The 14075-nt window shown below is 71.0% G+C and carries 2 protein-coding genes; both read right to left on the reverse strand.

Features of this window, described 5'->3' with window-relative positions; translation table 11 throughout:
- Positions 1–3: 3 nt before the first annotated feature.
- Complete coding sequence (locus tag Q3Y56_RS00150; protein ID WP_304459971.1) at positions 4–12366, reverse strand: non-ribosomal peptide synthetase; 12363 nt, start codon at positions 12364–12366, stop codon at positions 4–6.
- A 432-nt stretch (positions 12367–12798) separates the two neighbouring features.
- Positions 12799–13890, reverse strand: a complete 1092-nt coding sequence (locus Q3Y56_RS00155; protein ID WP_304459972.1) for a prephenate dehydrogenase — start codon at positions 13888–13890, stop codon at positions 12799–12801.
- Positions 13891–14075: the final 185 nt, after the last annotated feature.

A 14075-nucleotide genomic window follows, 5' to 3' on the forward strand; every position in this document is an offset into this window, starting at 1 on the left:
TCCTTACAGCGCTTGTTCGCCGGCCAGTCCGGCCTCGAGTTGATCCATCTGGTCGGATGAGAGAGCGACGAGGGGGCCCGCCGACGACTCCGGCGCCGCGGTGGCATCGCCGTCGGCGGGGAGTTCCGTGACAAGCAACGCCAGTCGTTCCGGCGTCCTTTCCTCGAACACCTGCCACGGGGTCAGTTCCAGCCCTTGCCTGCGGGCGCGGGCCGAGAGCTGCATCGAGATGATCGAGTCGCCGCCGAGTTCGAAGAAGCTGTCGTCGGGACCGACCCGCTCAAGGCCGAGTACCTCCGCGAACAGTGCGCACAGCCTCGCCTCCATCGCCGTGCGCGGGTCCCGCTTCGATGACATGCCCACGAAGTCGAGGGTCTGGAGCGCCCGGTGGTCGAGTTTGCCGTTCGGGGTGAGTGGCATGTGCTCCAGCGACACGAACGCCGCGGGCATCATGTACTCCGGCAGGCGTTCGGCCGCCAGCTCGCGCAGCGCGGAGGTCAGCGTGCCGTTCTGCCCGGAGGCGTCGGCCGACGGCACGACGTACGCCACGAGTTGCTTGTCGCCGGGGCCGTCCCTGCGGACCGCGATCGCCACCTGGCCAACGCCTGGATGCTCCGCGAGCACGGCCTCGATCTCCGCCGGCTCGACCCGGTATCCGCGCACCTTGACCTGCGCGTCGACCCGGCCCGCGAAGAGCAGCTGGCCCTCCGGGGACCAGCGGAACAGGTCGCCGGAGCGGTACATCCGCTCACCGGGGGCGAACGGACTCGCAACGAACCGCTCCGCGGTCAGGCCGGGGCGTCCGAGGTATCCACGCGCCAGTCCGACACCCGTGATGTACAGCTCGCCGACCACCCCCGGCGGTACCGGCTGAAGGAAGGCGTCGAGCACGTAGTGCCGCACGTTGTGGATCGGGCCGCCGAGCGGGACCACATCGTGTCCTGGAGCCAGCGGGGCGCTCATCGTCGAGCAGATGGTCGTCTCGGTCGGCCCGTATGCCTGGATCACCCGACGGCCGGGCGACCAGCGGTCCACCAGCGCGGCCGGTAGTGCCTCGCCGCCCGTCAGCACTGTCTGGAGGGTGTCCGGCAGGTCGTCCTCGCTCGCCAGCACGCTCGGCGACACGGTCAGGTGAGTGATGCCCGCCTTGCGGATCGCGTCGCCCAGTGTCACCCGGGGCGGCATGTTCGCCGCGTCCGGCAGGACCAAGGTCGCACCGGCCAGCAGAGTCATGTAGAGCTCGGAGACGATGGCGTCGAACCCGATCGCGGACAGCTGCAGGACCCGCGAGGACGATGTCACGGCCATCCGCTCGATGTGCGCGTACCCCAGGTTGACGAGCCCGGAGTGGGCGACCAGGACGCCCTTGGGCACCCCTGTCGACCCCGATGTATAGATCACGTACGCCGCGTCGTCCGATGCCACGCGCGGCAGCTCCACACCCGGATCGGCGGCGGGCAGTTCTTCCAGCACCAGCACCGTGCCCGCGAACTCCGCAGGCACGACCGCTCGCGTCGTCTTCGTGCACACCAGCACGTCGGGCGCCGAATGCGCCAGCATGAACTCGACGCGCTCACGGGGATAGTCCGGATCGACCGGCACGAACGCCCCGCCGGCGAACGACACCCCCATCAGGGTCACCGCCAGCTCGGCCGAGCGCTCGACCAGTACTCCCACCCGGGCCTCACGCCGTACGCCCAGGCCCACGAGGAGCCGCGCCAGCGCTTCGACCTCGCCGAGCAGCTGGCTGTACGACAGGCTCCGCGCCGCGTCCTGCACTGCCGGCGCGTCCGGCGTCCGCTCGACCTGCCGGCGGAACACCACCGGCAGTGTCTCCGCCGCAAGCGGCTTGTCGGTCCTGTTCCACTCGTCCACCACCAGGCGGCGCTGTTCAGGTCCGATCAGGCCGACCCGTCCCACCGGCGTTCGCGGATCGGCCACGACCTGCTCGAGAGCCCGCAGGAGCGACGCGAGAAGCTCCTCGACCTGGGTCCGCTCGAACGCGTCCGGGCGGAAGATGACTTCGCCATGGACGGGACCCGATACGGACGCGCGCATGGACAGTGGATAGTGCCCGGTGTCGTTCGGAATGCCCGCAGGACGCATGATGAGGGCGTCGGGTTCTTCGGACACGGGCGGCGGGGGCGGGTAGTTCTCGAACACCACGATCGTGTCGAATGCCGCGCCGGGCCCGGCGTGCTGATTGATCTCGGTCAGCCCGACGTGCTGATGCGGTATCAACGCGACCTGCCGTTGTTGCAGGTCCGCCAGCATGTCGAGGAATGGTTCAGCGCCTGCCAGGTGGGCCCGGACGGGCAGCATGTTCATGAACAGGCCGACCGCAGACTCGACACCGGGGATCTCGGGCGGACGACCGGCCACCGCGGCGCCGAAGACCACGTCGTCGCGACCGGTCAGCCGGGCCAGCAGCAGTGCCCAGACCCCTTGGAAGAGCGTGTTCGCCGTCACACCGTGATGGCGGGTGAACTCCCTCAGGCGCCGACTCAGATCGTCGTCGAGTTCGAACCCGATCCGGTCGGGCTCGACGGGCGTGATGATCGATTCCGGGGGCACGACGTGGGTCGCCTCGTCGAGCCCCGCGAGTTCGGCCCGCCACGCCTCCCGGGCAGCTGTCTTGTCCTGCTGAACGGCCCAGGCGAGGTAGTCGCGGTACGACGTCGGGATCGGCAACGCCCGGCCCGTCCCGCCGGCGTAGTACGCCGCCAGCACCTCACCGGTGATGAGCGGCAGGGACCATCCGTCCGCCGCGATGTGATGCGACGTGAAGACGAGCCGGTGCCGGCGGTCACCAAGACGCAGCAGGTGCAGACGCAGCTGCGGTGCCCGGGCCAGGTCGAACCGCTCGGCATGCAGCTCCGCCGCGAGACGGTCGACTTCCGCCAGCGCCTCGTCCTCGGGCAGATGGGACAGATCGGTCTCCTGCCAGGGCAGCGCCACCTCGCCGGCGACCGCCTGCACCGTCGCACTGGACCCGAGCTGATGAAAACTCGCCCGCAGGGCGGGGTGCCGGTCCAGCAGCACCTGCCACGACCTGCGGAAGCGGGCAACGTCCAGCGGTCCCTCGATGACGAGGGTACGCATACTCGCGTACACGTCCGGGCCGCGCTCGTCGGCGGCGTGGAACAGCAGGCCCTCCTGGAGCGGAGACAGCGGCCAGATGTCGACCAGGCCTGGTACGGCGGCCTCGATCTCCGCCACGTCCCGCTGCGTCAGCACGGTGAGCGGGAAGTCGGACGGCGTGTGCCCCCCGGCGTCGCCGGCGTCGACGTGGGCGGCGAGGCCGGTCAGCATGTCCAGCCAACCCTGTCCGAGCGCCTCCGCCTCGGCTTCGCCGAGCAGACGCCCGGCCCAGGTCAGGGACAGCTCCAGCGCGGGCCCGTCGGGGGCGTCCAGGACGACCGCGTCGATCTCCAGGACGTGCCGCAATGCCGCGTCCTGGTCCGTCGTACCGCCGATGGTCCCCACCATCTGCCAGGGCTCCGCGGCACCGTCGGGCCGGGAGGAGAAGCGGCCGAGGTAGTTGAACCCGATGTCCGGCTTCGGCAGCGCCGCCAGGGCCGGGCCGGTCTCGGCGTTGAGGTACCGCAGCATGCTGTAGCCGAGCCCGCCGTCGGGCACGCCTCGCACGTTCTCCTTGACGCTCTTCAGGAGCACACCTGCCGCGTCGCCGCCCGAGACGGCTTCGGCCGTGTCGATCCCGGCCACGTCAAGGCGGAGCGGGTGTATGTCGGTGAACCAGCCGACCGTCCGGGACAGGTCCAGGTCACCGAGGGGCTGGCGGCCGTGGCCCTCGACGTCGACCACGACGGCCGTGTCGCCGCGCCATCGGGCCACCGCGCCCGCCAGGGTGGCCAGCAGCACCTCGTGAACACCGCAGTGGAAGGCCGAGGTCGCCTTCGCCACGAGCACGCCGGCCTTGTCCTGCGGCACCCTCCAAGTCCTGCGTCCTGCGGTCGACATGGTGTCGCGCGTGGGGTCGAACTCGCCTGACAGCGACTGCGCTCCGTCGAGGATCGCCGTCCACGTCTCCAGTTCCGCGGTCCGGGTCGCCGCCTGCTCGACGAGTGTGCGCGCCCAGCGCCGGTACGAGACGTCGACCGGGTCGAGTGCCGGTTCCCGGCCCGCGGCCACGGCCGCGCAGGCCGTTTGCAGGTCCGGCAGCAGGACGCGCCAGGACACGACGTCGGCCAGGAGGTGGTGCGCCACCACCACGAGCCGTCCGAGGCGGCCGGGTCCCGCGTCCACCCACACCGCCCTGATCATCACGCCGGCGGCGGGATCAAGGCGGGCGGCCGTCTCCTCGGCGCAGCGCTCCGCGATCTCGTCCAGGTCACCGGCACCGGCCTCGACCCGCTCGACCAGCGTCGCCGCGGCCACCGCTGCGCGGTCGGCCACGACAAGCCGGGGCTGCTCCCCGTCGGTCTCGACGATCCGGCTGCGCAGCATGTCGTGGGTGCCGATCACCGCGGCCAGTCCGGCCGCCAGCACCTCCACGGAGAGGTCGTCGGGCGCGCCCACGGTCACCCACTGCGCGGGCGCGCGTCGGGTCATCGCACGGGCATCGCGTTCCAGCAGTGCCCGTGCCACCGGCGTCCACGGGACCTCGCCGACGCCGTCGACGACGTCGGCCCGCGCAGGGCCACCACGCTCGGCGACCGCCGCGATCCCCGCGGGCGTCTTCTGCTCGAAGACCTGCTTCGCCCCGAAGACGAAACCCTCGCGACGTGCGCGGGCGGCCAGTCGCATCGACAGGATCGAGTCGCCGCCCAGCTCGAAGAAGCCGTCGTCGGCGCCGACCCGGTCGAGGCGGAGTATCTCGGCGAACAGGTCGCACAACACGCGCTCGGCGTCGGTACGCGGCTCGCGTCCTGCCGCCCTCGCGGTGTACTCCGGGGCCGGCAGGGCCGCACGGTCGATCTTTCCGTTGAGCGTCAGCGGGAAGCCGTCCAGCACCACCACCGCGGGCACCATGAACTCCGGCAGCCGCGCCGCGAGGTGCTCGCGGACCGTGTCGGAATCCGGTCCCGGATCCCCTTCCGTGGTCACGTACGCGATCAGCCGCTTCTCGCCAGGCTGGTCCTCCCGCACCACCACGATCGCCTGCGCGACCCGCGGAACCTCGGCCAGGGCCGCCTCGATCTCCCCGGGCTCCACGCGGTAGCCCCGGATCTTCACCTGGGAGTCGGCCCGTCCGACGAACAGCAGCTCACCCTGGTCCGTCCAGCGCGCCAGGTCGCCAGTGCGGTACATCCGCCCGTCCGTCGCCTCGGAGGTGCTTCGCGCCGCCGTGTCGCCGGGGGCGAACGGATCAGCGACGAACCGTTCCGAGGTCGGCCCGCTCGCGCCCAGATAGCCGTGCGCGAGGCCGGCGCCGGCGAGGTACAGCTCGCCGGTCACGTTGGGCGCCACCGGCTGGAGGAACGCGTCGAGCACGTAAGCCCGCCGTCCGGCCAGCGGTCGGCCGATCGGCAAGGTGTCGCCCGTCTCGTCCCCTGGTTCGAGGAGGTGCCACGTGGCGCAGAGGGTGGCCTCGGTGGGGCCGTAGAGCTGCCGGACCCGAACCTCCGGGCACGCCCGGCGCACCCGCGCGACGGACGCAAGGGGTACCGAGTCACCGCCGGTCAGGATCTCGCGCAGCCCGCGGAAGGACTCCGGCGACTCCTCGGCCACCACTCGGAAGCTTCCAGCCGTCAGATGGGCGGTGGTGACGCCGTGTTCGATCGTCTCGCGCAGCCGCTGCGCGTCGACCGCGCCCGGTTCCGCGACCCGCACGCGGGCCCCGCTGACCAGGGGCACCCAGGTCTCCACCAAGGACGCGTCGAACGCATGGGGTGCGTGCAGCAGCACGCAGTCCTCCAGGCCCTGCGACCAGCCTGGGTCGCTCGCCAGCGCCGCCACGCTTCCGTGCGGCACCGCGACGCCCTTCGGGACCCCGGTCGATCCCGAGGTGTACATCACGTAGGCCACGTCGTGCGCCCCCACCGTGAGGGGCGGCGCCTCGTGCGGCACTTCCGCGATCGCCGGGGCGTCCATGACCATCGGCTCGACCCCGTCCGGCACCGCGTCGCGGGTCGCTCCCACGCAGACCGCCACCCGCGCGCCGGCATCGGCCAGCATCCTGTCGATCCGTTCCGCGGGGTAGTCCACGTTCACCGGCACCTGCGCGGCCCCCGCCTTCCAGACCGCGAGCAGGGCGACGAACAGGTCCGCGCCGCGTTCCATCACCACGCCGACACGGTCACCGCGCCGCACGCCCATCCCGGCGAGGTGCCCTGCCAACCCGTCCGATCGCCGGTCGAGGTCGGCGTACGACAGGGTGCGTCCGCCGTCCATGACCGCCACGGCGTCCGGGGTCCTTTCGGCCTGCTCGCGGAACAGCTCAAGGACCGACCGCCTGTCGGCCGCTTCGCCGGTCGAGGTCCCGCGCTCCACCAGCGCCGCACGCGTCGATTCGTCCGTCACGGCCAGGCGGCCCACCGGAAGCGAGGGCTGCGCCACCATCCGTTCGATGACCCGTACGACCTGCCTGGTGACCTCGGTGGCCGTTTCCCGGTCGACCCGATCGGGGCGGTAGGCCACGTCGATCCGCAAGCGGTTCCCGGGAGAGACGCTCATCGTCAGCGGGTAGCTGGTACCGGTCCGGGTGCGGATGGAGTTGATGGCGAAACCACCGTCGCCCTCAGGACCAGGGGCGTCGTCGGGGTAGTTCACGACCATCACGAGGGTGTCGAAGATCGCGCCCGTTCCCGCGAGGCGCTGGATTTCCGACAGCCCCAGGTACTGGTGCTCCGTCAACGCCGCTTGGCGGCTCTGCAAGTCATGCAGCATGTCGAGTACGGGCCGGCTGCCTTCGAGCCGCACACGTACCGGGACGGTGTTGATGAACATCCCCACCATCCGCTCGACGTCCGGGACGTCCGCGGGGCGCCCCGACACCACGGACCCGAACACCACGTCCGTCCGGCCCGCGAGGCGTGCCAGCACCAGCGCCCACGCGCCCTGCACGATCGTGCTCAACGTCAGTCCGTGGCCACGTGCGAAGCCGGTGAGCGCCCGCGTCGCCTCTTCGGGCAGCCATTCGGCATGCCCGTCCGGCATGACCATCGACTTGTCCGCGTCGGCGTCCATCCTGGTCGGTTCGTCCGACCCGGCCAGTTCGGACTGCCACGCCGCTCGTGACGCCTGCTCGTCCTGGCGGCGGAGCCACGCCAGGTAGTCCCGGTAGGACGGTGGCGTCGACGAGCCCTGTCCGTCCGCGTAGCCCGTCGACATCTCGCCCAGGACGATCGGTGTGGACCAGCCGTCCAGGACGACATGATGCGACGTCACGACGAGCCGGTGCGTGCTCTGGCCGAGACGGATCAGCGACAGCCGGAGCAGCGGTGCCTTGGTCACGTCGAACCGCTCTGCCTGGTCCTGCCTGAGCAGGCGGTCGACCTCCGCCGCCGCGGCGGCCCCGTCGAGGTGCGACAGATCGGCCTCACGCCATGGGACCTCGACCTCGCCCTCCACGACCTGCACCGTCTCGCCGGATCCGAGCTGGTGGAAGCTCGTCCGGAGCGACTCGTGCCGGGCGACGAGGCGTTGCCACGCCGCACGCAGCCGTTGTGCGTCGACCGGTCCGTCGAGGTCGAGGATGCGCTGGCTCTGGTAGACGTCGACGCCGTCCTCGTCGACGGCCCGCTCGAAGAGCATGCCTTCCTGGAGCGGTGACAGGGGCCAGACGTCCGTCAGCCCTGGTGCCGCGGCCTCCAGCTCCGCCACGTCCTGCCGCGTCAGCTCGACGAGATCGAAGTCGGACGGGGTGTGCCCGCCGGCGTCGGGTTCCTCGGCCAGCGCCGCGAAGCCGGTCAGCATCTCCAGCCATGCCTCGCCGAGCCGCTCCACCGTGGCGGGGTCGAGGTCCCTGCCCTGGACGGCCAGCCTCAGCCGGGGTCCGGCGGGGGTGTCCTGAACGTCCGCGGAGACCTCCACCGGGTGGGCAGCGAACATTTCAGGACCGCCGCCGAGCGACTCTTCGCACCCCTGCCACGGGGTGTCCTCGGCGGCGAGGCTGGACCGGCCGAAGTAATTGAAGCCGATCTGCGGGGACGGCAACGCGGCCAGCACGGCCCCGGTATCGGGGTTGAGATGGCGCAACAGCCCGTAGCCGATGCCGTCGCCGGGGACGGCGCGGACCTGTTCCTTCACAGTCTTCAGCAGCTGCCCGGCCGCGGCGGAAAGGTCGACATCGGAGATGTCGAGCCGGACGGGGTGGACGCTGGTGAACCAGCCCACGGTCCGCAACAGGTCCTCACCGTCGGCGGCATGGCGGCCATGGCCTTCCACGTCCACGAGGATCCCGGCGCCGGCGCCGCTCCGGCGCGCCATCGCACCCCCGAGGCCCGCCAGCAGGACTTCGTGGATCCCGCAGTGGAAAGCCTGCGGCAGCCGGGCCACGAGACTGCGCGCCGTGGCTCCGGACAGTGTCGATGACCACGAGTGCGACTGCCCGGGCTGCGTTTCGAGGGGCGAATCCGCACCGTCCAGTACGGCGGACGCATCCGCACCATCCAGTACAGCGGACGACTCTGCACCGTCCAGTACGGCGGACGCATCCGCACCATCCAGTACGGCGACCCAGTAATCGACTTCAGCGATCGTGCTCTCGCTCGACGCCTGCTCGGTCAGCCGCCGCGCCCAGTGCCGGTACGAGGTCGTCGCGGGTTCGAGGGCAGGAAGCTCGCCGGAGGTCACCGCGTCGTACGCCGACCGCAGATCCGGCAGCAGGATTCCCCACGAGACCGCGTCGACCGACAGGTGATGCACCACCAGAGCCAACCGGCCCGGCCGGTCGCTTCCGGCGTCGACCCACACCGCCCGCACCATGATCCCCGCCGACGGGTCCAGCGTGCCGGCCGCCGTCCTGGCCTGGTGCTCGGCCAGCTCATCGAGGTCCGCGGTCCCGGCCGGTACCCGCGTGACCAGGCCGGCCGCGTCCACCGCGCCGCGCTCGGCCACGTACAGCCGTCCGTCAGGTGTCACCCGTGCCCGCAGCAGATCGTGCACGTCCAGCACCGCTTGCAGGGCACTCACCAGGGCATCCGGACTCAGGTCCGCCGGGGTGACGACGACTTTCGCCTGCACGAAGTCAGGGCGCGCCGCAGCATCCCCGAGGGCGCGCATCACCGGCGTCCAGGGGATCTCTCCCACGCCTGTGACCGCCTCGGAGCGGTCCCGTACGCGGGTCGCCAGGGCCTCTTGTGTCAGTGCCGCGAGTCGCTCGGGGGTCCGGTGCTCGAATATCTGCCGCGGGGTGAGGAAGATCCCCTCGCGTCGCGCACGGGCGGCCACCTGCATGGACGAGATCGAGTCCCCGCCCAGCTCGAAGAAGCTGCCCTCGACCCCGACCCGTTCCAGGCCGAGGACTTCGGCGAACACTCCGCACAGGATGCGCTCGGCCTCCGTCTCCGGCTCCCGGCTGACCGCCTTCGCGGCGAAGTCCGGGTCGGGCAGGGCCTGCCGGTCCACCTTTCCGTTGACTGTCAACGGCAGTTGGTCCAGCACCAGGACCGCGGCCGGAACCATGAATTCGGGCAGCGTCTCCGCGAGTTGCTCGCGCAGCCGCACCGGGTCGACGTCGTGCCCCGCTTCGGCGACCGCGTAACCGATCAGGTGCTCGTCGCGTACGGACACGACGGCCTGGGCGACGCCGGGCAGGCCGGCGAGGGCCACCTCGATCTCGCCGGGCTCCACTCGATATCCGCGGATCTTGACCTGGTCATCGGCACGTCCGGCGAACGCCAGCGCGCCCTGGTCCGTCCAGTACGCCAGGTCCCCGGTCCGGTACATGCGCTCGCCTGCCACCCGGCCGCCGCCCCCCGCGGAGGCGTCGCGGGGAGCGAACGGATCAGCGACGAACCGCTCCGCCGTCAAGGCCGCACGACCGAGATAGCCCTGCGCCACACCGGCTCCAGCGACGTACAGCTCGCCCACCACGCCCGGAGGCACCGGTCGCAGGAACGCGTCGAGGACGTAGGTTCGCCGTCCCGAAAGCGGTCGTCCGATCGGCAGCACTGATCCCGTCGCTTCGCCGGGTTCGAGCAGCCACCACGTGGCACAGAGCGTGGTCTCCGTCGGGCCGTAGAGATGCCGCACCCGTACGTCAGGGCTGCCGCGCCGCACCCGCTCCACCGCCGCGGGCGGCACGGCGTCCCCGCCGGTCAGCACCTCGCGCAGACCGGTGAGTGACTCCGGTGACTCCTCGGCCACCACCCGGAAGGTCCCCGCGGTCAGATGGGCGACCGTGACACCACCGGCCACATATCCGGCCAGAGCCTCGCCATCCACCGCGCCCGGTCCGGCCAGCACCACCCTGGCGCCCGACAGCAGGGGCACCCACAGCTCGAACAGGGAGATGTCGAAGGCGTGCGAGGCGTGCATCAGCACGGCGTCATCAGGGCCGATCGCCCATCCCGGGTTCCCGGCCAGCGCCGCGACGTTGCCGTGCGACACGGCGACGCCCTTCGGTGTGCCCGTCGACCCCGACGTGTACATCACGTAGGCGAGGTCGTCAGCGTCCACGCCGACGGACAGACGGGTGCTCTCCGCGACCGCCTGCCGCGTCCGGACGTCGTCCAGGACGATCGGGTCGAGCCCTCCGTCAAGGACGACACCTCGGTACGCTTCCGCGCACACCACTGCCGCCGGCTCCGCGTCCGCGAGCATGAACTTCAAGCGTTCCGCCGGGTAGGCGGGGTCCACGGGGACGTACGCCGCTCCTGCCTTCCACACCGCGAGCAGTGTCGCGATCAGCTCGGGTGACCGGTCCATCACCGCGGCCACCCGGTCCCCGCGCTGGACTCCCCTGCTGCGCAGATAGCCGGCGAGACGCTCCGCGTGCTCGGCCAGTTCCTCGTACGACATCTCCCGATCACCGTCGACGAGCGCTGCCTTGTCGCGGCGGCGCTCCACCTGGCGGTCGAACAGCTCCGGGGCCGGCCGGCCCGGCATCGTGGCGGCTGCCGTACCCCATTCGTCGACCACCACATCGCGCTCGGCCGCGCTGGTCACATCGACTTCGGCCACCGTCAGGTCGCCCGCATCCGTCAGCTGACGCAGGACCTCCTTCAATCGCTCGACGATGGTGAATGCTGTGGCCCGGTCGAAGATTTCCGTCAGATAGTCGAGTTTGAAGAGCATCGACGCGCCGGGGACGCAGACAAGCGTCAGCGGATAGTGGGCGGCTACCCGGCCTTGATGTATTCGGATGCCAAAATTTCCCTCGGAGTCCGATTCGGCGGGCTTGTTGGGGAACTTTTCGAAGACGATCAAGGTGTCGAAGACCGCGCCGGGACCGGCCGCCTGCTGGATGTCCACCAGCCCCACGAACTGGTCAGGTATGAGCGCCGACTGCCGCCTCTGCAATTCCGCAAGCAGCTCCATGACCGGCGTGGAGCCGCGCAGTTGCACGCGTACCGGAACGGTGTTGAGGAACAGTCCCGCCATCTCCTCGACGCCGGGCAGGTCCGGCGGGCGCGCCGACACCGCCGCCCCGAAGACCACGTCCGTCCGGCCCGCAAGGCGTGACAGGACCATCGCCCACGCGCCTTGCACCACGGTGTTCAGCGTCAGCCCATGGCCCCGGGCCAGTTCGTCCAGCGAGCGCGTGAGGGCCTCGGACAGCTCGACCTCGACGCTGTCCGGCACGCCGGGGGCTCGCCCCGGGTCGGCGGGCGCCACCAGCGTCGGCTCCTCGGCACCGCGCAGCCGCGCCACCCAGGCCGCCAGTGCCCTCTCCTTGTCCTGCCTGCTCAGCCACGCGAGGTAGTCCCGGTACGAGGTCACCGCGGGCAGGGCCAGCGGGTCGCCGCCGGCCGGGTACAGCTTGGACAGCTCGTTGACCACGACCGGCAACGACCAGCCGTCCATGATCGTGTGGTGGCAGGTCATCACCAGTCGGTGCGTACGGTCGTCGAGGCGGATCAAGGTCAGCCGCAGCAACGGCGCCTGTGCGAGGTCGAATCGTTTCGTCCGATCCTCCTCGGCCAGCTCCCGCACGGCCTCGGTGGGGTCGTCGAGGTGGGAGAGGTCGACCTCCCGCCACGGCAGTTCCACCTCCTTGACGATGATCTGCACCGTCTCACCCGATTTGCGCTGCCGGAAGCAGGCCCGAAGCGGAGCGTGCCGGGTCAGCAGCGCCTCCCATGCCGCGCGCAGCCTGGCCGCGTCCACCGGCCCGTCCAGTTCCAGGATCCAATGGCCTATGTAGACGTCGGGCCCTTCTCCGTCGTACACCGCGTGGAAGAGCAACCCAGCCTGTAGTGGCGACAGCGGCCAAATGTCTTCGATCCGCGACTGGGCCATCAATGTCTCCCTTAATCAGCTATGGGCTTGACGTTGGTCGTCGAACTAAACCGTGAATTCCTCAAACTCGCCCTGAACCAGGTCGAGGAGGTCGACGTCGAATGCGGAACGTGCCGCACGGAAGAATCATCCGCCTGACGGGCAATCCCAGACAACATGTCCAGTCACACCGGAGACGGTCGCTCGATCGCCGTCGCTCAATACACGTGCGCCAGGCGGCGCCTGGCCTTCATACTCCACGCCGAAGAGGCCACCGGCAACGTGACTATGTCCCGCCGGTACTTCGGGAGCATTCGGCAGGCGTACGACGGCTTGTACCGCCGCTACCAGGGCCGAGGGCGTCGAGACCCTGCGGACCCGCTCAACGGACCCTGAACCGGCGGAACACGGGCCGCCTGCGGGGCGAGCCGCACAGCGGGCCGCGGCCGGCGCTCAGCGCTCGTGCCAGCCGTCGGCCCGCAGGGCTTCCCGCAGCGGTGCCGACATGCCGGGAGCGACGCTGACATGGACCAGGCCTGCCTGCCGGCCGGTGGCGTGCTCGATGCGGATGTCCTCGATGTTGACGTCGGCGCGGCCCGCGTCCGTCAGCAGACGTGCCAGTTCGCCCTGCTGGTCGCCGATCATCACGGTCACCGATTCGAACCGCTCAGGCTGCGGCCCGTGCTTACCGGAGATGCGGCTGCGGCCCGACACCCCCCTGCGCAGCATGGTCCCGACCGTCTTCATGCCGCTGCTGCGCTTGGCCTCGTCCGTCGCCGCCATGGCGCGCAGCCCGGCGACCATCTCGCTCAGGTCGGCGCCCAGTTCGTCCAGGAGGTCCGCCACGACCGCGGCGTTGCCGCCCAGGATGTCCAGCCAGAGCTGGGGGTCGGCTTCCGCGATCCGGGTCAGGTCCCGCAGCCCCGGACCCGCCAGGCTCACCTCACGTTCCTCGGCGCCTTCCAGGCGCATGGCGACCAGGCTCGCCACCACGTGGGGCGCGTGGGACACCAGCGCCACCGCGCGGTCGTGTGCCGCCGCCTCCATCAGGACGGGAACAGCGCCGCACAGCGTCACCAGCTCCAGTGCCGTGTTGAGCGTCTCGGTATCGGTGTCCGCCGTCGGCGTCAGCGCCCAGGTGCGGCCCTCGAAGAGGTCGCCCCGAGCCTTCAGCGGGCCGCTGCGCGACGCACCTGCCATGGGGTGCCCGCCCACGTAGCACGAGGTGTCGCAGTTGAGGGCGATGACGTCGTGCTGCATCTCCGCCTTCACGCTCGCCACGTCCGTGTAGTGCCGCGCCAGGCGCGCGCCCTGCGCGTCCGCAAGGACCTTGCCGACGAGCGGCGGCGGCACCGCGACGATCGCCAGGTCGACGGTCTCCGTGGGCGGCTGCACCGTACCGGCGCCCAGCGACGCGGCCGTCCGGGCAGCCGCCGAGTCGACGTCCCTGAGGTACACGGTCAGGCCGCGCGCCCGCAGCGCCAGCGCCACCGACGTACCCATCAGACCTGTGCCGATCACCAGTGCGGAGTGCATCACGGCCACATCCATTCCTTCGGTTGATCAGTATGAGCAGGGGCCCGGGACCGGGCGCCCGTCGATCGGGGCCCTGGACGGTGGGCGGCAACACGCGCAAGGCCGGACGGTGGCCGAGGCCCCGCAGGGATCGGACCTCCGCCGAAGCGGAGTGGTAGCGCCCGCCGGGCGCGGCCGCTCACCCATACGTGGGT

The organism is Streptomyces sp. XD-27 (genome assembly GCF_030553055.1).
In the GTDB taxonomy this organism is placed as follows: Bacteria; Actinomycetota; Actinomycetes; order Streptomycetales; family Streptomycetaceae; genus Streptomyces.